The organism is Amycolatopsis sp. NPDC034160, from assembly GCF_055575355.1.
This window is the reverse complement of the sequence record NZ_JBVISU010000001.1, coordinates 797,735-817,337: the sequence shown is the minus strand read 5'-3', so window position 1 is coordinate 817,337 and position 19,603 is coordinate 797,735. Positions and strand designations below refer to the sequence as shown.

Annotated in this window: 18 protein-coding genes; 7 read left to right on the top strand and 11 right to left on the bottom strand. The window is 68.1% G+C overall.

The window, feature by feature from the left end; translation table 11 throughout:
- Positions 1 to 16: 16 nt before the first annotated feature.
- Entirely contained in the window at positions 17 to 592 is a 576-nt protein-coding gene (locus ACZ54P_RS04015) for an NADPH-dependent FMN reductase (RefSeq protein ID WP_465460041.1), read from the bottom strand.
- 146 nt (positions 593 to 738) lie between these two features.
- On the opposite strand from ACZ54P_RS04015, the gene ACZ54P_RS04010 reads away from it, so the two are divergent.
- Positions 739 to 1,794 (top strand): alpha/beta hydrolase, encoded by a 1,056-nt coding sequence (locus tag ACZ54P_RS04010; RefSeq protein WP_465460040.1) that lies wholly within the window; start codon positions 739 to 741, stop codon positions 1,792 to 1,794.
- Positions 1,795 to 2,161: 367 nt separating this feature from the next.
- Here ACZ54P_RS04010 and ACZ54P_RS04005 read toward each other — a convergent pair whose 3' ends face one another.
- Positions 2,162 to 3,604 (bottom strand): catalase, encoded by a 1,443-nt coding sequence (locus tag ACZ54P_RS04005; protein WP_465460039.1) that lies wholly within the window; start codon positions 3,602 to 3,604, stop codon positions 2,162 to 2,164.
- A gap of 194 nt (positions 3,605 to 3,798) precedes the next feature.
- Here ACZ54P_RS04005 and ACZ54P_RS04000 point away from each other — a divergent pair, with 194 nt between their 5' ends.
- On the top strand, positions 3,799 to 4,941 hold the full coding sequence (locus ACZ54P_RS04000; RefSeq protein WP_465460237.1) for an MFS transporter: 1,143 nt from the start codon (positions 3,799 to 3,801) through the stop codon (positions 4,939 to 4,941).
- Between the two features lie 71 nt (positions 4,942 to 5,012).
- On the opposite strand, the gene ACZ54P_RS03995 is transcribed toward ACZ54P_RS04000, so the two are convergent.
- From ACZ54P_RS03995 to ACZ54P_RS03980, 4 genes are all read right to left on the bottom strand, one after another.
- Entirely contained in the window at positions 5,013 to 5,384 is a 372-nt protein-coding gene (locus ACZ54P_RS03995; protein WP_465460038.1) for a hypothetical protein, read from the bottom strand.
- 61 nt (positions 5,385 to 5,445) lie between these two features.
- A complete protein-coding gene (locus tag ACZ54P_RS03990; protein WP_465460037.1) occupies positions 5,446 to 6,636 on the bottom strand; it encodes an RtcB family protein in 1,191 nt (396 codons plus the stop codon).
- A gap of 153 nt (positions 6,637 to 6,789) precedes the next feature.
- Complete coding sequence (locus tag ACZ54P_RS03985) at positions 6,790 to 7,827, bottom strand: aspartate-semialdehyde dehydrogenase (RefSeq protein ID WP_465460036.1); 1,038 nt, start codon at positions 7,825 to 7,827, stop codon at positions 6,790 to 6,792.
- Positions 7,827 to 9,092 (bottom strand): aspartate kinase, encoded by a 1,266-nt coding sequence (locus tag ACZ54P_RS03980; RefSeq protein ID WP_465460035.1) that lies wholly within the window; start codon positions 9,090 to 9,092, stop codon positions 7,827 to 7,829. The genes ACZ54P_RS03985 and ACZ54P_RS03980 overlap by 1 nt, the downstream gene beginning before the upstream one ends.
- A gap of 227 nt (positions 9,093 to 9,319) precedes the next feature.
- Here ACZ54P_RS03980 and ACZ54P_RS03975 point away from each other — a divergent pair, with 227 nt between their 5' ends.
- Positions 9,320 to 9,922 carry a nitroreductase family protein gene (locus tag ACZ54P_RS03975; protein WP_465460034.1) on the top strand — a complete coding sequence of 201 codons (603 nt, stop codon included), beginning with the start codon at positions 9,320 to 9,322 and terminating at the stop codon, positions 9,920 to 9,922.
- Here ACZ54P_RS03975 and ACZ54P_RS03970 read toward each other — a convergent pair.
- Positions 9,877 to 11,352, bottom strand: coding sequence for an MFS transporter (locus ACZ54P_RS03970; protein WP_465460033.1), 1,476 nt, complete (start codon positions 11,350 to 11,352; stop codon positions 9,877 to 9,879). The two genes, ACZ54P_RS03975 and ACZ54P_RS03970, sit on opposite strands and share 46 nt — an antisense overlap.
- A 104-nt stretch (positions 11,353 to 11,456) precedes the next feature.
- Here ACZ54P_RS03970 and ACZ54P_RS03965 point away from each other — a divergent pair, with 104 nt between their 5' ends.
- Positions 11,457 to 12,296, top strand: a complete 840-nt coding sequence (locus ACZ54P_RS03965; RefSeq protein ID WP_465460032.1) for a helix-turn-helix transcriptional regulator — start codon at positions 11,457 to 11,459, stop codon at positions 12,294 to 12,296.
- 9 nt (positions 12,297 to 12,305) lie between these two features.
- The gene (locus ACZ54P_RS03960; RefSeq protein ID WP_465460031.1) at positions 12,306 to 12,899 is read left to right on the top strand and encodes a hypothetical protein; all 594 of its coding nucleotides are present in this window, start codon (positions 12,306 to 12,308) and stop codon (positions 12,897 to 12,899) included.
- Here ACZ54P_RS03960 and ACZ54P_RS03955 read toward each other — a convergent pair.
- The gene (locus tag ACZ54P_RS03955; protein WP_465460030.1) at positions 12,892 to 13,785 is read right to left on the bottom strand and encodes a GAF and ANTAR domain-containing protein; all 894 of its coding nucleotides are present in this window, start codon (positions 13,783 to 13,785) and stop codon (positions 12,892 to 12,894) included. The genes ACZ54P_RS03960 and ACZ54P_RS03955 overlap by 8 nt on opposite strands.
- A gap of 138 nt (positions 13,786 to 13,923) precedes the next feature.
- On the opposite strand from ACZ54P_RS03955, the gene ACZ54P_RS03950 reads away from it, so the two are divergent.
- Positions 13,924 to 14,682: an ANTAR domain-containing protein gene (locus ACZ54P_RS03950; protein WP_465460029.1), complete on the top strand. Its 759-nt coding sequence runs from the start codon at positions 13,924 to 13,926 to the stop codon at positions 14,680 to 14,682.
- A 2-nt stretch (positions 14,683 to 14,684) separates the two neighbouring features.
- Here the strand turns inward: ACZ54P_RS03950 and ACZ54P_RS03945 are convergent, their stop codons facing one another.
- The 3 genes from ACZ54P_RS03945 to ACZ54P_RS03935 are packed head-to-tail and all read right to left on the bottom strand — an operon-like array spanning position 14,685 to position 17,551.
- Positions 14,685 to 16,538: a CheR family methyltransferase gene (locus ACZ54P_RS03945; protein WP_465460028.1), complete on the bottom strand. Its 1,854-nt coding sequence runs from the start codon at positions 16,536 to 16,538 to the stop codon at positions 14,685 to 14,687.
- Entirely contained in the window at positions 16,535 to 17,137 is a 603-nt protein-coding gene (locus ACZ54P_RS03940; RefSeq protein WP_465460027.1) for a chemotaxis protein CheB, read from the bottom strand. The genes ACZ54P_RS03945 and ACZ54P_RS03940 overlap by 4 nt, the downstream gene beginning before the upstream one ends.
- A gap of 48 nt (positions 17,138 to 17,185) precedes the next feature.
- Entirely contained in the window at positions 17,186 to 17,551 is a 366-nt protein-coding gene (locus tag ACZ54P_RS03935; protein WP_465460026.1) for a hypothetical protein, read from the bottom strand.
- A 244-nt stretch (positions 17,552 to 17,795) separates the two neighbouring features.
- On the opposite strand from ACZ54P_RS03935, the gene leuA reads away from it, so the two are divergent.
- Positions 17,796 to 19,553 carry a 2-isopropylmalate synthase gene (gene leuA, locus ACZ54P_RS03930; RefSeq protein WP_465460025.1) on the top strand — a complete coding sequence of 586 codons (1,758 nt, stop codon included), beginning with the start codon at positions 17,796 to 17,798 and terminating at the stop codon, positions 19,551 to 19,553.
- Positions 19,554 to 19,603 lie beyond the last annotated feature (50 nt).

Here is a 19,603-nt window from a genome sequence, read left to right as displayed (position 1 = left end):
TGAACGGAGCAAACGACTAGTGACCGGCGCGACTCAGCGCGAACTCGGCGACCTGGCCGCCGATCAGGCGAAGGGTGCGGACGCTCTTCTCGTCCGAGGCGCCGCCCGTTTCGTCGAACTTGGTCTCCGCGGTGTTGATCGAACCACCCAATGGGGTGGCCCAACCACGTAGTGCGTGCGTGATCGTGCGCAGTTGTTCCAACGTGGTGACCGCGGCCTGCCAGCCGAACGCGACGGCGGCGAGGCCGACCGCGCGGCCGTCGAGGTACGGGCGGGCGTCGTCACGCAGGTCTTCGACGTAGTCCAAGGCGTTCTTGACCAGGCCGGACAACGCGCCGTGGTAGCCGGGCGAGACGACGATGAGGCCGTCGGCGCGGCGAATCGCCTCGACCAGCCGCACGGCCTGGTCGTGCCGCTCGTCCAACGCGGCGTCGTAGAACGGCAGCACCAATTCCGGTCCGGCGATCAGCTCGGTGGTGACTCCGGCTTCGGCCGCACCGCCCAGGGCGATGCGCAGCGCGCGCTCGGACTGCGATCCCTCCCGCAGGGAGCCGCCGATACCGAGCACATGAACCGAGTTCGTCGAAGTCACGCTTCGAGGCTAACCCCTCTACTTAAGTGGAGGACCAGGATCTGGACCGGAGGCTTGCGTCACACCCGTTCGCCGCAAAGCGTCCTGTCCCGCTGGACGGCCTACTTACTCGCAAGTAACCTGGCCGGAAGCCCTCAGGAGGAAGTATGGCGATTCCGCTCCAGATCCGTGCCGAGGCCGCGTTCTCGCAGCTGGCGTTCTGGCTCCCGCAGCCGGTCAGAAGGGCCATCGCCGGGCCTCCGCTCCGCCTGGACGGACAGGAACTGGCCCTGGACGCCCAGCTCCTGCTTCGCCTGCAGAAGCTGGCGAAGGCGTCTCTGGTGCGAGGCACCGTCGAGGAGTCACGCAGTCTCCTGCTGGCGAGCAGGCACCTGGTCAGCGGCAAGATGATCGAACCGGTCGCCACCAGAGAGCTTCAGATCCCGACGGGTGATGGCGACGTGCCGGCCACGCTCTACACCCCGGCCGGGCTGCCCGATCCGTCCGCGCTGCTGGTGTTCTTCCACGGCGGCGGCTGGGTGATCGGCAGCCGGGTCTCCCACGACAACACCGTCCGCTACCTGGCGAAGCAAGCTGGCGTGCGGGTTCTTTCGGTGGAGTACCGGCTCGCACCGGAGACGCAGTTCCCCGGCGCCACCGAGGACGCGATCGCGGCTTTCGAGTACGCGTTCGCGAAGGCGCGGGACCTGGGCGCCGACCCGGCCCGCATCGCCGTCGGCGGCGACAGCGGCGACAGCGCCGGCGGAAACCTCGCGGCGGTGACCGCGCAACAAGCGGTGAAACGCGGCGGCGGCGTCCCGGCGTTCCAGCTGCTGTTCTATCCGGCGACCGATTTCACCGTGCGCCGTCGTTCCCGGGAATTGTTCGCGGAAGATCTGTTCCTCACCGACTCGGACATGAGCTGGTTCGAAGGACATTACGTGCCGAAGGGCACCGATCTGTACAACCCGAAACTCTCCCCGCTGCACGGCGACGTTTCCGGTTTGCCACCCGCGTATATCGCGACGGCCGGATTCGATCCGCTGCGCGACGAGGGCGAGGCTTACGCGGAGAAATTGCGGAAGGCCGGGGTTCCGGTGGCGCTCAGCCGCCAGCCGGATCTGATCCACGGGTACATCAACTTCATCGGCGTCGGTCAGCGGTTCCGCGAAGCGACGGCCGAGGCGGCGGGCGCCCTGCGGCTGGGACTCGCCCCCAAGTGACGGCCAGAGCCCGAGTGAGGAGAAATGTCCTCACTCGGGCTCCGGCCCCCATATCGTGGCCCGCCCTGCACGGCGGAACCGGACGGCCCTGCTACGGCGCGGGGAGTGGCACCGGGGGAAGCGGCAGCGGCGGGACAGGGAGTCCGCCTTGGCCGTCGGGTCGGCCAGCGGAACGTTTGGCTTCATCACTCTGTTGAACAGGCGCGTCGAACTGGTCCACTCGTGTTGTCCCCACGCACGCCTCGCCATCTGTATGGCGCAACTCGTTTCAGCTGCGAGCGTGGAGAGGAAACGCACCCGGTGCGCGAGGATGACGCGCACCGGGTGCGTTCCGGTGGTGGGAGCAGCCTCTCGAAGAGAGGTCCTTCTACTCGCGGAACGCGTCCGCGACCTTGTCGCCGAGGTCCTTGTCGACGTTCCGCCAGTACTCGAAGACGCGCTCGAGCACCGGCCGCGAAACGTCGTTCGAGGCGTGGCCGATGATGTTGCTCGCGAGCCGCGCGCGCTGCTCGTCGTCCATCACCTCGCGCACGAGCGTGCCCGGCTGGCCGAAGTCGTCGTCCTCCGCGTGGAGCTTGTACGCCGACCGGATGACCTCGTCCTCGACGCCGTAGCTCGACGCGGTCTCGGCGGCGATCTCCGCGTTGGCGTGCGGGCCGCCGTAGGAGTTCGGCGCGTACACCGGGTCGCCCGGGTTGTTGTAGCGCATCGCGCCATCGCGCGAATAGCTGTTCACCGGGGACTTCGGCGCGTTGACCGGCAGCTGGGTGTAGTTCGCGCCGATCCGGTAGCGGTGCGCGTCCGGGTAGGCGAACAGACGGCCCTGCAGCATCTTGTCCGGCGACGGGCCGATGCCCGGCACCAGATTGGACGGCTCGAACGCGGCCTGCTCGATCTCCGCGAAGTAGTTCGCCGGATTGCGGTCGAGTACGTAGCGGCCGACCTTGATCAGCGGGTAGTCGCCCTTCGGCCACACCTTGGTCAGGTCGAACGGGTTGAAGCGGTAGTCCGCGGCTTCGGCGTAGGGCATCACCTGGACGTACAGCGTCCAGCTGGGGTGGTTGCCCTGCTTGATGTTCTTGAACAGGTCGCGGATGTAGAAGTCCGCGTCCTCGCCCGCGATGCGGTCCGCGTCGGCCTGCGGCAGGTAGCCGATGCCCTGGTCGGTCTTGAAGTGGTACTTGACCCAGAACTTCTCGCCGCCCGCGTTCTCCCACAGGTAGGTATGCGAGCCGAAGCCGTCCATCTCGCGCCAGTTCGACGGGATGCCGCGGTCGCCCATCAACCAGGTGACCTGGTGCGCCGACTCGGGGCGCAGGGTCCAGAAGTCCCATTGGATGTCGTGGTCGCGCAGGTGGTTGTCGGCGCGGCGCTTCTGCGAGTGGATGAAGTCGGGGAACTTGATCGGGTCGCGGATGAAGAACACCGGGGTGTTGTTGCCGACGAGGTCGTAGTTGCCCTCGGAGGTGTAGAACTTCACCGCGAAGCCGCGCGGGTCGCGCCAGGTGTCGGGCGAACCGTTCTCCCCGGCGACCGACGAAAAGCGGATCAGGCTCTCGGTGCGCACACCCGGCTGGAAGAGCGCGGCCTTCGTGAACTGGCTGACGTCTTCGGTGACCTCGAGGAACCCGTGTGCACCGCCACCCTTGGCGTGCACGACGCGCTCGGGCACGCGCTCACGGTTGAACTGGGCGTTCTTCTCGATGAGGTAGTGGTCCTGGAGCAGGATCGGGCCGTTGGCGCCCAGCGTCAGCGAGTCGTTGTCGCTCGCGACGGGGATGCCCACGTTGTTCGTGGTCGGCAAGGTCACGCCGGTGCCTCCTGTTTGGTGGTGGTCCCACCACCCTCCCGCGTTTTCTGGAATCAGTCAAGAAACGACCCTCGGGTCGGGTGACCGGCACGACGAAATAAAGTTGCACGTGCGTACTAACTTACGTTCTCATCGGACACATGGCCCTCGCTCCGTACCGTCGTGTGTTAGCCGTGCCCGGAGTTCCCAGCTCGATGATGCTGATGTTCCTGGCGCGGCTGCCGATGACGGCCATGGGCGTGACGATGACGTTGTACGTGGTCAACGACCTCGGCCGCGGCTACGGCGCGGCCGGGCTGATCGGTGCCGCCACCACGCTCGGCAGCGCGCTCGGGGCGCCACTCGTCGGCCGGTACGTCGACCGCTACGGGCTGAGGCCGGTGGTCGCGATCTGCGGGCTGGGGTCGACGTCGTTCTGGGTGAGCGCGCCGCATCTGCCCTATCCGGTGCTGCTGGCGGTCGCGCTCCCCGCCGGCGTGCTGTCGGTGCCCGCCGGGACGCTCGCGCGACTGGTGCTCACCGCGCTCGTCCCGCTGGAGCAGCGCCGGGCGGCCTACTCGCTGGACACGATCCTCGTGGAGGCGTCGTTCATGATCGGGCCGTCGGCCGGGATCATGGCGATCACGCAGCTGCCCGCGGTCTACGCGCTCACCGGCATCGGGGTCTGCTTCGCGCTCTCCGCGATCCTGATCTACCGGCTGAACCCGCCGATCCGCGCCGAGGCCGACGCCGAGGTGTTATCCGGCGAGCGCCCGCCGGTACGGAGCTGGCTCACCGGACGGCTGGTGATGGCGATGTTCATCGCCGCCGGTGCGCTGTTCTGCCTGGTCGGTATGGAACTCGCCGCACTGGCGACACTGCGCGCGAGTGGCGACATCGCGTGGTCCGGACTGCTGATCACGCTGATGTGCGTCGCGTCGGTCCTCGGCGGGGCCATCCACGGCGCGGTCCGGCGATCGCTTTCGCAGGGCACGCTGATGGTGCTGCTCGCGGTGCTCACGCTGCCGGTCGGGCTGATCGCCGAACCATGGTGGCTGCTGGCGATCGTGTTGTTCCCGAGCAACGTGCTGTGCGCGCCGACGCTCGCGGCGAGCACGGAGACGGTCAGCGCGGCGGCCCCGGCGAGGGTGCGCGGCGAGGCGATGGGCCTGCTGGACGCGGCCAGCCGGATCGGGCTGGCGATCGGCAGCCCGATCATCGGGTTCGTGATCGACCACTCCAGCCCGGGCTGGGGATTCTCCGCCTCGGCCGTCGGGGCGCTGGCGATCGCGTCGGTCGGCCTGTTCTGGCGCCGCACCCGGACCCCCGCCAAGGTGCCCGCGCTGACTTCCTCCTGACGCGTTTCGTCCTCTGAATGCGGTAGATGCACGCGCAAGTAACGCATTGAGAGGACGAAACGCGGGTGAGGCTAGGCGCAGACCTGGCGGAGGGCTTCGACCCGGTCGAGGTTGCGCTTGGTCCAGTCCGCGATCTTGCCCGCGTCCTGGATGTTCTCCTTCTGGACCTGCAAGTACGAGTCGGCCATGCCGGTGAGGGCGCCCGCCACGTTCTGCTCGCCGACGCTCGTCGCCAGCTCGCGCAGGCGCTTCTCCTTGTCCGCGGCCCGCTCCTTGATGGTCGCCGGGTCCGGATTGAGGTCGACGAGGCTGAGTGCCTCGGCGCACGCGCCGACCTTCGTCGCGGCCTTGTTCGTCTGATCGACCGCGTTCGTGACCTCGCTGCAGCCCGCCAGCGCGAGTCCGGCGGCCGCCAGGAGCGCCGCGAATCCCAACCTGTTCATGAGAACCACAGTAGCGAGAAACGTGGGTGGTATGTCGGGTTCCCCCGGCACCACCCACGCTTCACCCCTTGACGCAGATGACCTGCTTCAAGTGCGCGACCACCTCGACGAGGTCGGTCTGTGCCTTGATCACCGTTTCGATGTCCTTGTACGCGGCCGGGATCTCGTCGACGACGCCGGAGTCCTTCCGGCATTCCACCCCGGCGGTCTGCGCGGCGAGGTCGTCGGCGGTGAACAGCTTCTTGGCCTTGTTCCGCGACATCCGGCGGCCCGCGCCATGCGACGCGGACTGGAACGACGTCTCGTTGCCGAGGCCGCGCACGATGTACGAACCGGTGCCCATGCTGCCCGGGATGATCCCGAGGTCGCCCGAACCCGCGCGGATCGCGCCCTTGCGGGTCACCAGCAGGTCGACGCCGTCGTAGGTCTCTTCGGCGACGTAGTTGTGGTGGCACGAGATCGCGTCGTCGAACGTCGTCTGCGGGACGACGTCCTTCAGCGCCTGCTTGACGAGCGCGACCATGGTCGCCCGGTTGCGCGCCGCGTAGTCCTGCGCCCAGAACAGGTCCCGCCGGTACGCCTGCATCTCCGGCGTGCCGGCGACGAACACCGCGAGGTCCGGATCCGGCAGGTCCGCGTTGTGCGGCAGCTTCCGCGCGACGGCCATATGGCGTTCCGCGAGTTCCTTGCCGATGTTGCGCGAACCGGAGTGCAGCATCAGCCACACACGGCCTTCGTCGTCGCCGCCCTGTTCGAGGCAGACCTCGATGAAATGGTTGCCGCCACCGAGGCTCCCGATCTGCCGCGCCGCGCGGTCGTGCAGGTCCTGGACGCCGACGTGCAGGTCGCCGAAGGACTTCCAGAACGCGTCCCAGCCACCGACACCGTGCACCTTCGCCGGGTTCACCGGCGTCTTGTGCAGGCCGAAGCCGACCGGGACGGCCGATTCGATCCGGCGGCGAAGCTTCAGCAGGTCGTCGGGCAGATCCGCGGCGGTGAGCGAGGTCCGCACCGCGCTCATCCCGCAGCCGATGTCCACCCCGACCGCGGCCGGGGACACGGCGTCGCGCATCGCGATCACACTGCCGACGGTCGCGCCCTTGCCGTAGTGGACGTCGGGCATGACCGCGACGCCGTGCACCCACGGCAGGTTGGCGACGTTGTGCAGCTGTCGCATGGCTTGGTCTTCGACCGAGGTGGGATCCGCCCACATCCGGATCGGAACCCGCGAGCCTTCGACCGCCGTGTACATGACTTTCCCTTCGTGGAAAACGTTTGTCGTCCATGAGGATGCCCGGACCGGGCGAACCGGACAACGCATTTACTCGTCTCCACAGTGGACAGTCCGTACGACGCGCTGCCACCCTGACGCGTTTGGTCCGCTGAATGCGGCAAGGCGGTAGCGTCAGGCCTGCGCGACCAGTTCGGCGATCTGGACGGCGTTGAGCGCCGCGCCCTTGCGCAGGTTGTCGTTCGACAGGAACAGCACCAGGCCGCGGCCGCCGTCGACGCCCGGGTCCGTCCGCAGCCGCCCGACGTAGGACGGGTCCCGGCCCGCGGCCTGCAGCGGGGTCGGGATCTCCGACAGCTCCACGCCGGGAGCGCCGGTCAGCAGTTCGGTCGCGCGGGCGACCGAAAGCGGCTGCGAGAACTCGGCGTTGATCGAGATCGAGTGCCCCGAGAACACCGGCACGCGCACACAGGTGCACGAAACGCGCAGTTCCGGGATACTCAGGATCTTGCGGCTCTCGTTGCGGAACTTCTTCTCCTCGTCCGTCTCGAATTCACCGTCGTCCACAATGGACCCGGCGAGCGGGAGGACGTTGTGCGCGATGGTGCGCGCGTACTTCTTCGGCTCGGGGAAGGTCACCGCCGAGCCGTCGTGGGTCAGCGCGCCCGCGTTCGACGCCGACGCGGCGAGCTGGCCTTCCAGCTCCTCGACACCGGCGAGCCCGCTGCCGGACACCGCCTGGTAGGTGCTGGCGACCAGCCGCACCAGGCCCGCTTCGGCGTGCAGCGGCTTGAGCACCGGCATCGCGGCCATCGTGGTGCAGTTGGGGTTCGCGATGATCCCCTTCCGCGCCTCCTTGACCGCCTCCGGGTTGACCTCGCTGACGACCAGCGGGACGTCCGGGTCCATGCGCCAGGCCGACGAGTTGTCGATCACCGTGGCACCGGCCGCGGCGAACCGCTCGGCCTGCGCCTTGGAAGTCGAGCCACCGGCGGAGAACAGCGCGATGTCCAAACCGGACGGATCAGCGGTCGTCGCGTCCTCGATGACGATTTCCTCGTCCTGCCAAGGAAGTTTCGAACCGGCGGACCGCGCCGAAGCGAAGTACCGCATTTCCGCGACCGGGAAACCCCGTTCGGCCAGCAGACGGCGCATCACGCCACCGACCTGGCCGGTCGCCCCGACAACCCCTACTCGCAGACCTTCCGGCATCAGCGACCACTCCCCGCGTAGACGACGGCTTCTTCATCGCCGCCGAGTTCGAACGCCTCGTGGATCGCACGCACCGCGTCGTCGAGTTGCGCGTCCCGGATCAGCACCGAGATCCGGATCTCCGAGGTGTTGATGATTTCGATGTTGACGCCCGACTGCGCGAGCGCCTCGCAGAACGTCGCCGTGACACCGGGGTGCGAACGCATCCCCGCGCCGACGAGCGAGACCTTGCCGACGTGGTCGTCGTAAAGGACCGACTCGAAGCCGATCTCGCCCTTGATCTTCTCCAGCGACTGCACGGCCTTCGCCCCGTTGGCCTTCGACAGCGTGAAGGTGATGTCGGTGCGGCCGGACACCGTGCTGGACACGTTCTGCAGCACCATGTCGATGTCGATCTCGTCGTCGGCGATCACCCGGAAGATCCTGGCGGCGGCGCCGGCGTGGTCCGGGACGCCGGTCACCGTGATCTTGGCTTCGGAGCGGTCGTGCGCCACACCGGTGATCAACGCTTGTTCCACGGGGATCTCCTCGATAGAACCGGTCACCGTGGTGCCCGGCTTGTCACTGTAGGAAGAACGGACTCGGATCGGGACGCCGTAGCGGCGCGCGTACTCCACCGAGCGCAGGTGCAGGATCTTCGAACCGCCGGCGGCGAGTTCGAGCATCTCCTCGTAGGCGATGGTGTCGAGTTTGCGGGCGTCGGGCACGACGCGGGGATCGGCGGTGTACACACCGTCCACATCGGAATAGATTTCGCAGACGTCGGCGTTCAGCGCCGCGGCCAGCGCGACGGCCGTGGTGTCCGAACCGCCGCGGCCGAGCGTGGTGATGTCCTTGGTGTCCTGTGACACGCCCTGGAAGCCCGCCACCAGCGCGATGTAACCCTGGTCGAGGGCTTCGGTGACCCGGCTGGGGCTGACGTCGATGATCCGCGCGTTGCCGTGCACCGACGTCGTCACCACGCCGGCCTGGGAACCGGTGAACGACCACGCCTCCGCACCCTGCGCCGAAATCGCCATCGCCACCAGCGAGTTGGAGATGCGCTCACCCGCGGTGAGCAGCATGTCCATCTCACGCTCCGGCGGAGCCGGGTTGACCTGCTGAGCCAGGTCGAGCAGCTCGTCCGTCGTGTCCCCCATGGCGGAGCAGACGACGACGACGTCGTTGCCCGCCTTCTTGGTGGCGACGATGCGTTCCGCGACGCGTTTGATCCGGTCGGCACTTTCCAGCGACGAACCGCCGTACTTCTGGACCACGAGGGCCACGCCCGAACCTCCTCGACGGGCCGGGCGTGCTCCTGGTGGGCACCGAGGAGCCCCCGCGTCCCTTATTTGGGCGAAAGCCTACCGGGGTCACGCACGCTCGCCACCCTCGTAAGTGGTCCTGACCACCGCTTCGAGGACTCCGGGAAGTAAATCTTCCTTAACACCAACGAAATAGTCGGAGGGCTTTCACTTTAGTGACGGAGAGCACCCCTTGCTAAAGTCCGGCGGTGCACAAACCCGCCGAGACGAGCACCCCGATCGCGCCGATCCTGGCCGCGAGGTGGAGCCCTCGCGCTTACGACGAGTCGGCGATCGTCACCGAAGACCAGCTCCGCGCGCTGCTCGAAGCGGCCCGCTGGGCGCCGTCGTTCGGCAACACCCAGCCCGCCCGCTACCTCGTCGGCCTGCGGGGCACGCCGTCGTTCGACCGGATCCTCGCGACGCTCAACTCGGGCAACCGCGCGTGGGCCGGACGCGCCGGGCTCCTGCTGATCGGCGTGATGGTGACCACGAACGAGAAGGGCGACGTCCCCTACGCCGAGTACGGGCTGGGGCTGGCGAGCGAGAACCTCGTGCTCCAGGCCGTCGAACTCGGGCTGGTCGCGCACCAGATGGCGGGCTTCTCGGCCGACGCGGCGAAGGACTTCTTCGAGCTCCCGGACGACGTCGTCCCCAAGGTCGCCATCGCCGTCGGCTCACCGGCGGACCCGTCCGTGCTCGAAGAGGACTGGCGCATCGAGCGTGAGAAGGCACCGCGCGAACGGATCCCGCTGGCGGAGTTCGCCTACTCGGACACCTGGGGCACGAGCGCCTTCACCGACGGACGCTGAGGGAGCCAGCGCAGGGCGAGCGCACCCAAGGCGAAGTGCAGCAGGCTCAGCACCACCACGGCCGCGTGCAGCCCCGAGACAAAGGCCGACTTCGCGTCAGCGGCCGCCGCGGGCGCGATTCCGGGCAGCTGGAGGGTTCCGTCGAGTGTGGGGGCGAGATCCGGACCGGCCACGCGGAACACCACCGCGGCGAGCGAGCCCATGAGCGCGATCCCCAGCGCGTTGCCGATCTCGTTGCTGGTCTCGGCGATCGCTCCCGCCGCTCCCGCCCGCTCGGCGGGCACCGCCGCGACGGCCGTGTCGGCCACCACGCTGAACGAGATGCCGTAGCCGACGCCCGCGACCACCGTCGAGGCGACGTACCAGCCAGCCCCGCCCGAAACGCCGGTCATCAGCAACAGCAGCAGGCCGGTGGCGATGGAGACGTGACAGAGGACCAGCGCCGTCCTCTTGCCGACGCGGTCGACCAACGCCGGGGTGACGACGCACATCGTCGTCAGCACCGCCGCCCCCGGCAGGGCCAGCAGCGCCGCGTCCGACACGGCCAGGCCGAGGACCGACTGGAGGTGGATCCCCGCCAGGTAGGCGGCGGCCGACCACGCCGCCAGCGGCAGCAGGCCGGTGACGATCGCGATCGTGAAGACCCAGTCGCGGAACAGCGAGAAGTCGATCAGCGGCTGCTCGAGGGTCCGCTGGCGACGGGCGAACCACCCCAGCAGGACGACCCCGGCGATCCCCGTGGCCACCCCGGCGACGGACAGGCCTGCCGCGGCGGTGTGCTTGACGCCGTAGATCGCGAGCAGCAGCCCGACGGCGGAGAGCAGCACGCTCGGCACGTCGACCTGGCCGGTCCCCGCGGCCCGGACCTCACGGAGCAGCATCGGTGCGAGCAGCAGGAAAACCGCGATGACCGGCAAGTTGATCAGGAAGACCGAGCCCCACCAGAACCGTTCCAGCAGCGCGCCGCCGACGATCGGGCCGATCGCGAAACCGGCGGCGAACGCGGCCGCGAAGACGCCGATCGCCTGCGCGCGCCGCCGGGGGTCGGTGAAGAGTTCGCTCAACACCGCCAGCGCCGACGGCAGCAGCGTCGCGCCCGCCAGGCCCATCAACGCCCGGAACGCGATCAGCAGTTCCGGACTCGGGGCGAACGCCGCGCCCGCCGACGCCGCGCCGAACACGGTGGCGCCGATCATCAGCAGCTTCAATCGGCCGTACCGGTCGCCGATGGCGCCGAACGCGATCAGCAGCGAACCGACGGCGAACCCGTAGACGTCCAGCAGCCACAGCTGCTGATCGGCCGTCGGGGTCAGGGCCTGGCTGATCTCGGGCATCGCGAGGAACAGGATCGACCCGTCCATGGAGACCAGGAGTACCGGGCAGAGGATCACCAGAAGGCCGAACCAGGACCAGGTGCTTTCTCGTGTCATGACGCCGACGGTGCGACACCGGCCGCCCGGCAACCATCCACCTGTTTCGGGTACCCATCGCAGGTATACCCAAGGGCCCGCCCGGCGCACTTAAGCTCGGAGTCGTGGAAAGCCTGGGGATGTTCTTGAAAAGCCGTCGGGACCGGGTGACGCCCGCCGAGATCGGCCTCCGCACCTACGGCACCTCACGCCGGGTGCCCGGCCTTCGACGGGAAGAACTCGCCCAGCTCGCCGGGGTCAGCGCCGGGTACTACGCGCGGCTCGAACAAGGCCAGGCCGAGACCGCTTCACGCCAGGTCCTCGACGCGCTCGCCAGGGCGCTGCGGCTCGACGACGTCGAGACCGGCCACCTGCACAACCTCGCGCGGCAGACCGCCCTGCCCAGGTTGGCCGACCCGGGTCCGGAGGAACCGCACCGCCGCGTCCTCGCGCTGCTGGAGAACCTCGGTGAGGCCGTGCCCGCGCTCGTCTTCGGCCGTCGCGGCGACGTGCTCGCGTGGAACCACGCCGGGAACGCGCTCATGGCCGAACATGTCGCGTTCGACGCGCCGCGGGATCCGGAGCGGCGGCCGTCCCTCCCGCGAATGTTCTTCCTCGACCCGCTCACCCGCGACCTGTACCGGAACCGGTCCGAACTCGCCCGCGTCCACGTCGCCTACCTGCGGCTGACCGCGGGACGCCAGCCCACCGACGCCCGGCTGGCCGGGCTCATCGGCGAACTGACCATGCGCAGCGACGACTTCGCGGCGCTCTGGGCGACCGGCGACGTCGCCGATTGCACCGTCGGCGCCATGCACCTCCAGCACCCCACGGTCGGCGCGGTGAGCGTCGACTACCAGGTGTGGCTTCAGCCGGACAGCCCCGATCACCGGTTGGAGATCTACACGCCGAAGGACCCGGGTTCCGCCGACGCGCTGAAGATCCTCACCCAGTTCGATCGCTAATCTCGGGCTATGGGGGCTTTGCGCAGTCATTTCCGGAACGAGGCACGCACGCTGGCCGGCCTCTGGCTGTATCTGAGGCGCCGCAAGGACGGAATCGACGGTGACGCGGTGGCCGTACCCTACGGCTCTAATGGCAAGGCGATCTTCATCGTCTTCACCGTGGTGAGCCTGGCCGAAGCGGGTCTGTTCTGGCTGATCGACCTCGGCCTGTTCGCCGATCTCCTGCTACTCGTCCTGGGCGTCTACTCGGTGCTGCTGGTCTTCGGGGTCTACGCGGGCACCGTCGTCCGGCCACACGTGATCTCCTCGCGCGAGGTTCGGGTGCGCTACAGCTCGTTCTACGACGTACGGATCCCGAGGGAGAACATCGTCAGTCTGCGTCACCTGAAGGAGAGCCACGATCCTGCCAAGGCGAAGGCCTTTCGTGACGGGACGTGGCTCAGCTACGACAACTACTACGAGACCAACCTCGTCGCCGAGCTGCGCGAGCCGGTCACGGTGACGCGGCCGCTGGGGAAGACCGAGCCCGTCCGCGTCGTGAAGTTCACCGCCGACGATCCGAAGGCCGCCGTCGAGGCATACGAACGGCTCAGCCTCACGTGAGCCGGTAACCCCTGGTCACGATCGCCAGCGCGAGCTCGCTGACGCTTTGGTTCCGGGCGAAGGCGTGGCCGCGGATCATGGCGAGCGCGTCCGAGACCGAGCAGTCGTGGGTGGCCATCACCACTCCCGCCGCCCGATGCACCGCGGCACGGAGATCGATGTCGCCGAACAACGGATGCACGGGAAGACCGTCGGCACCGTCGCGCCGCACGGCCGGGTTCAACGCGGTCTCGGTCAGCGCTTCGGCGATCACCCCCACGGATCTGGCCACCTCGGCGTCCGGTTCGGGCTCGGTCCGATACGCGGTGAGGGTGCCCAGCAGCAACGCGGACGGGCCCAGTGGCGCCAAAACCACCGCGCGGACGCCGAATTCCCGCACCGCGGCGCCGAATTGGGGCCACCGGCGCAAGAGCTCCGGCTCACCACAGACCCCCTTGGCCAACGAAGTGCGCCGGGACGGCCCCTCGGCGAAAACGTCTTCGAGATCGCGCACCCGGGCGGCGACGGGGTCCGACACCACGACCGCGGACCCGCTTTCGGTGGTGCCGAACAAGGTCAGCGCCAGACTTCCGAGGCCGGACGACTCGGCGACCGCCGCCATGAAGGCGGGCGGGACCCCGGCCGGTTCGCCCGGCCGGTCGGCCCAGCGCCCCACGGCGTCGAGATAGCCCGTGTGCAGATCGACCGCGGCACGGTGCTTGCGCTCGGTAGCGCGGTGCAGTTGCGCCATCCGCAGGTGAAAGGACCGCATGGATTCGATGGCCGTGCCCAGTAGGCCTTCGTGCCGCGATGCCACTGCCGCCGCGCGATCCGCGCGCCCGCGCTCGGTTTCGATCAATTTACGCAGAGCCGACGGGTCGTACCGGCCACCGGTGCCGTCCCACATGGGGCTGAGCGTACGCCCGCACCGGGCTCACCGGGCTGCCCCGAATGGTTGAGCGGGTGTCTTGTTCTCCGTCAGGGGACTACCGTGGTCAGCCCAGCGCCTCTCGAAAGCTTTTTGCCGCAGGAAGGCCGCATTCTGATGCTGAATCGAGAAAGATGGGTCGCCGACACGTTGGTGGAACTCGCCGACACGCTGGCCCCCGGCCTCGACCCGACCAATTATTGGCTCTGTGTGGCGGATCGCTACACGCACTTGATCGCATCGGCGTCGATCCGGCTGACCGCCGTCGGCCACCGAGCCGCCCGGCCGGTCGTGGTGGTCACGGACGATCGTCTCGGTGAACCGCCACTCGACGGGCTTTTCGCCGAGGAGGGTCCCGGGATCGAATGCGGCGAGAGCGGCGGACCGATCGTGAACGTCCGCCTCGACCAGGCGGCCACGCGCTGGGAGCGGCTGGCCCCGGCCGCGCTGTCCCTCGGATTCCGGTCCGCGCACGCGTTTCCGTTCAGCCGCCGCGAGGACACCCTCGGCGCGGTGACGATCCTGACCACCGAAACCACGCCGCTGCCGGAAGCCGACGTGCGCGTCGCGATCGCGCTCGCCGACGCCGCGACGATCGGCATGCTCAACCACCGGGCGATCGCCGGGCTGACCGCGACCTCCGAACAGCTGCAGGGAGCGCTCAGCAGCCGAGTGATCATCGAGCAGGCCAAGGGTCTGTTGTCCGCCCGGTTGGAGATCGGCCCGGACGAGGCGTTCCTCCTGCTGCGCCGCTACGCGCGCAGCCACAATCAGCGGATCGGCGAGCTCGCCGAAGAGCTCGTCAGCCGCCGCATGACCGCGGGTGACGTGGTGACCTCACTGCCCAAACAGGGAATACGGACCAGTCGCCGCTGACTTCATTTGCGCAGCCGCTTCTCGATCAACAGCACGACACCGCCGCCGGGCCCCCGCAGCGGTGAACAGCTGATCGAAGCCACGAGCGGCCTTCCCCGCCGGTCCATCGCGTCGATCTCGACCTGATCCGCCCGGTGCCCGGTCGCGTTGCAGACCTCGACGACGTCACGGAGTTCGGTGGTCGGCAGGCCGAAGTCGAGCTCGAAGAAGTCCTGCCGGTAGACCTCGCCGGTACGCAGGCCCCACAGCTCTTCCGCGCCGCGGTTCCAGCTGCGCACCTGGAGATCGCCGTCGAGCACGACCACACCGGCCTCGACGCTGGACAGCACCCCTTCGAAGAACATGCGCGTCTCGTCGAGTTCCGCGGTACGGGTGCGCATCTCCTCGTTCATCGTTTCGAGTTCTTCGTTGCCCGCCTGGAGTTCCTCGTTGGTGGTCTCCAGTTCTTCGTTCGTGGACTGGAGTTCCTCGTTCGTCGTCTCCAGTTCCTCGATGCTCGACTGGAGTTCCTCGTTGACCGTCTCGAGTTCCGAGTTGGTGGACTGGAGTTCGGCGTAGGCCGTCGACAGGTCTTCCTGTACGCGTTTCACTTCGTGCTGCAGCCTGGTGGCTTCCGTGGTGTCGACGAACGTGAGCGCCGCGCCGATGTCCTCGCCGTCACTGGTGATCAAGGGACGGACGATGACTTCGAAGTACTGTGTCTCGCCCGAATCCCGCTGCCGCCGCACGGAATCGAGCCGGATGGCGTGCCGCTCGCCGTGGGCCTGGTCGATCACCGCCCGGAGTTCGACCGGCCGGTAGGAGATCTCCAGATCGTGGAACGGCCTGCCGACGTCTTGCGCGGAAAGCCCGAACTGCAGTTTCGCCGAGCCGTTGATCAACGCGACCGTGCCGTCGCGGTCGAGGCCCAGCACGGAATCGGGCGAGGACGCCAACGCGAGTTCACTCACGAGCCGCCGCCGGTTGTTGACCTCCCGCACGCCGACCCCCGCGCGGGCGTCGAACCGTCCGGGCTTCAGCGTCGTCCCGCCCGCCCGCAGCTTGAACACGCGATTCCGGATGTCGGCGACGTCGAACCGGATACCGTCGGAAAGCAGCATTTCGGCCTTGCCGAGGAACAGATGGCCGCCTTCGTTGAGCGCGAAGTGGAAGCGCTCGATGATCTTCGCCTGCGCTTCGACGTTGAAGTACATCAAGGTGTTCCGGCAGGCGAGCAGATCGACGCGGGAAATGGGGGCGTCGCGCGTGATGTCGTGCCTGCCGAAGATCACCCGGCGGCGGAGATCGCGCCGGAAGGCGAACAGGTTGCCGGTCGGCACGAAGTACTTCTTCTTCAGCTCGTCGGGAAGCCGTTCCATCGACTTCGCCGAGTACAGCCCTGTCCTCGCCTCACGCAAGGCTTCGTCGTCGACGTCGGTGCCGTAGATCTTGACCCGTCTGGTGCTTTCTTCGATGCCGAGGTGTTCCGCGAAGACGATCGCCAGGGAATACGCCTCCTCGCCGCTCGAACAGCCGGCGCTCCAGATCCGGAGTTCCTCGTCGTCGCCGACCCTCGCGACGATTTCGGGTACGACCGTCGTCTGCAGATAGCGCCAGGCTTCGTCGTCACGGAGGAAACTGGTGACGTTGATCAGGATGGTGTTGAACAGCTCCTGGAATTCGCCGGCGTTGATCTCCAGAAAATCCCGGTACTCGCGGTACCCGGCGATCTTCACCTTCTGCATCCGCTTCTGGATCCGGCGGGCCAGCGAAGTCCGCTTGTAGCCGGTGAAGTCGAAACCGCGGGAGTCCCTGATGAACGCCAGCAGGATTTCGAGGTCTCGGCCGTCTTCGATTTCGCCGTCCGGCGCGGTCATCCCGTCCTCGTTCCGTTGACCAGGCCGACGAGCGCACCGGCGATTTCGCCCAGTGGCAGCACCAGGTCGACCGGCACGGCCTTGACAACGGCTTCGGGCATGCCCTTGAACTCGGCGGTCTCCGGATCCTCGGCGACGACGGTACCGCCCCTCGCCTTGACCGCACCGACGCCCGTCGCGCCGTCGGAGCCCGTTCCGGTGAGGACGCAGGCGAGTGCCGCGGGGCCGTAGACCGAGGCGACGGATTCGAAGAGCAGATCGGCCGAGGGCCGGACGAACTTCACCTGTTCGGTCGTCGACAGGCGGAGGACGCCGCCCGGTTTCACCAGCAGGTGGTGATCCGGCGGCGCGACGTAGGCCACCCCGGGTTCGATGACGTCACCGGACTCCGCCAGTTTGATCCGCAGCCCGGATCGGCGGTCGAGGATCTCGGCGAGCAGCGTTTCGCGCCGGGGGTCCAGATGCTGGACGAGCACCAGCGGCACGGGGAAGTCGGCGGGCAGGGCGCCCAGCACCTCGATGAGTGCCTTGACTCCGCCCGCCGAAGATCCCACGGCGACGATCTCGTAAGCCGCCTCGAGACGGTCAGGGAGGCGCATTCTTCAAGCGTAGTGCTCCCAGGGCCGCTTCGTGCGCTGGTCGGTGTCCTATGCCGAACCGCCCACGCGGCGGATGATCTTCGCGAGGATCGCCGAGACGACCATCCAGAAGACCGCGGCGATGCCGTAGTTGATCAGCACGCGCAGCTTGGCGTCCTCGGGCATGAAGAGGTCCTTGAAGCCCAACAGCAGCCCGTCGGCCCAGCCTCGGACGAACGAGACGATGCCGTTGTCGGGGTTGGCCTCGCCGATCACGAAGACGACGTGTAGCACCAGGATGGCCGCGAAGATCAGCCCGACCCAGCGAACGACACCGGCCAGCACACCGGCCGCGCGCCCGCCGCCCGCGCGCCAGTCGATCTTGCGCCTGGTCGTCTGATCTGCGGTTTCCTTCTCTTCAGCGTGCTCGCCCATGCCGGGCAGTGTGGCACGCCCTCAGGTCCGATTGCTACCCGCGAGTAACCCGAATGGGCGCCACTCCGGTCACGGTTGGATCGCGGCCCGGGTTTCCTTTCGGGAGATCTCGTGGTTAAGGTGGCGTCGTGGCTCGAGCTCTCCTGCTTCGCTGCCGCGACGGGGCCTGATCTGACCGGCTCCCCGTCGCGGGGCTTCGTGGTGCCGGTCGTCGCACCCGATTCTTCAGGAGAACCCTCCCCTCATGAGCATCCGTAAGCCCACGCGCCCGGCCCCTTCCGAGCAGGCTTCGTGGAACACCCAGCGCGGCACTTCGATGCCCGTACATCGCTATCGCCCCTGGTACGACCTGGTCGAGGACATCTCACTGCCCGACCGCACCTGGCCGGACAAACGCATCGACACCGCTCCGCTGTGGTGCGCCGTCGACCTGCGCGACGGTAACCAGGCCCTGATCGACCCGATGTCGCCCGCGCGCAAGCGCAAGTTCTTCGATCTGCTGGTCCGCATGGGCTACAAGGAGATCGAGGTCGGCTTCCCGGCGGCGTCGCAGACCGACTTCGACTTCGTCCGCGAGATCATCGACGAGGGCGCCATCCCGGACGACGTCAGCATCCAGGTGCTGACGCAGTGCCGTCCCGAGCTGATCGAGCGCACCTTCAAGGCGCTCGAAGGGGCACCGCGCGCGATCGTCCACATCTACAACTCGACGTCGATCCTGCAGCGCCGGGTGGTGTTCCGCGAGGAGCGCATCGGCATCACGAAGATCGCTTCGCAGGCCGCTGAGCTGGTCGTCGACTACGCGGCGAAGCAGCCCGACACCGACTTCCGCTTCCAGTACTCGCCGGAGTCCTACACCGGCACCGAGCTGTCCTACGCGCTCGAGGTCTGCAACACGATCACGGAGATCTGGCAGCCGACGCGCGCTAAGCCGGTCATCCTGAACCTGCCCGCCACCGTCGAGATGGCGTCGCCGAACGTGTACGCCGACTCGATCGAATGGATGCACCGCAACCTGGACCGCCGCGATTCGGTGATCCTGTCGCTGCACCCGCACAACGACCGCGGCACCGGCATCGCCGCCGCCGAACTCGGCTACCAGGCCGGCGCGGACCGGATCGAAGGCTGCCTGTTCGGCAACGGCGAGCGCACCGGCAACGTCGACCTGGTCGCGCTGGGCATGAACCTCTACAGCCAGGGCGTCGACCCGCAGATCGACTTCTCCGACATGGACGAGATCAAGCGGACCGTCGAATACTGCAACCAGCTCACGGTGCACGAACGCAGCCCGTGGGCCGGTGACCTGGTGTTCACCGCCTTCTCCGGCAGCCACCAGGACGCGATCAACAAGGGCCTCGACGCGCTGAAGGCCGCCGCCGACAAGGCGGGGACGCCGGTCGACGAGCACCCGTGGGAGGTCCCGTACCTGCCGATCGACCCGAAGGACATCGGCCGAAACTACGAGGCCGTGATCCGGGTGAACTCGCAGTCCGGCAAGGGCGGCGTCGCCTACATCATGAAGGCCGAGCACCAGCTCGACCTGCCGCGGCGCCTGCAGATCGAGTTCTCGAAGGTCGTCCAGCGGCACACCGACACCGAGGGCGGCGAGGTCGACCCGACCACGATGTGGAACGCGTTCTCGGCCGAGTACCTGGAGCTGAAGACGCCGCTGGAGCTGGTCCGCCAGCACGTCAGGGACAACGGCGACGGCGAGTACGACATCACCGCCACCGTGCGGGTCGAAGGCGACGAGCACGAGGTCACCGGCCGCGGCAACGGCCCGATCGCGGCGTTCTTCGACGCACTGTCGACCGTCGGGTTCGACCTGCGGCTGCTGGACTACAGCGAGCACACGCTCTCGCCGGGCGACGACGCGCGGGCGGCGTCGTACATCGAGTGCGCGATCTCCGACCGGGTGTACTGGGGCATCGGGATCGATCCGTCGATCGTGACCGCTTCGCTGCGGGCCGTCGTGTCCGCCGTGAACCGGGCCAACCGGTAGCTTTCGCTTCGCGCGTGAACAGTGCGGTCGGGCGTGACCGCGGGTTGGTC

What these genes read in the sequence shown, in the direction of transcription:
- ACZ54P_RS04010 (WP_465460040.1), top strand. Translation starts at nt 739, where the DNA reads ATGGCGATTCCGCTCCAGATCCGTGCCGAGGCCGCGTTCTCGCAGCTG.
- ACZ54P_RS04000 (WP_465460237.1), top strand. Translation starts at nt 3,799, where the DNA reads ATGATGCTGATGTTCCTGGCGCGGCTGCCGATGACGGCCATGGGCGTG.
- ACZ54P_RS03995 (WP_465460038.1), bottom strand. Translation starts at nt 5,384, where the DNA reads ATGAACAGGTTGGGATTCGCGGCGCTCCTGGCGGCCGCCGGACTCGCG.
- ACZ54P_RS03990 (WP_465460037.1), bottom strand. Translation starts at nt 6,636, where the DNA reads ATGTACACGGCGGTCGAAGGCTCGCGGGTTCCGATCCGGATGTGGGCG.
- ACZ54P_RS03985 (WP_465460036.1), bottom strand. Translation starts at nt 7,827, where the DNA reads ATGCCGGAAGGTCTGCGAGTAGGGGTTGTCGGGGCGACCGGCCAGGTC.
- ACZ54P_RS03970 (WP_465460033.1), bottom strand. Translation starts at nt 11,352, where the DNA reads ATGACACGAGAAAGCACCTGGTCCTGGTTCGGCCTTCTGGTGATCCTC.
- ACZ54P_RS03960 (WP_465460031.1), top strand. Translation starts at nt 12,306, where the DNA reads ATGGGGGCTTTGCGCAGTCATTTCCGGAACGAGGCACGCACGCTGGCC.
- ACZ54P_RS03955 (WP_465460030.1), bottom strand. Translation starts at nt 13,785, where the DNA reads ATGTGGGACGGCACCGGTGGCCGGTACGACCCGTCGGCTCTGCGTAAA.
- ACZ54P_RS03950 (WP_465460029.1), top strand. Translation starts at nt 13,924, where the DNA reads ATGCTGAATCGAGAAAGATGGGTCGCCGACACGTTGGTGGAACTCGCC.
- ACZ54P_RS03945 (WP_465460028.1), bottom strand. Translation starts at nt 16,538, where the DNA reads ATGACCGCGCCGGACGGCGAAATCGAAGACGGCCGAGACCTCGAAATC.
- ACZ54P_RS03940 (WP_465460027.1), bottom strand. Translation starts at nt 17,137, where the DNA reads ATGCGCCTCCCTGACCGTCTCGAGGCGGCTTACGAGATCGTCGCCGTG.
- ACZ54P_RS03935 (WP_465460026.1), bottom strand. Translation starts at nt 17,551, where the DNA reads ATGGGCGAGCACGCTGAAGAGAAGGAAACCGCAGATCAGACGACCAGG.
- leuA (WP_465460025.1), top strand. Translation starts at nt 17,796, where the DNA reads ATGAGCATCCGTAAGCCCACGCGCCCGGCCCCTTCCGAGCAGGCTTCG.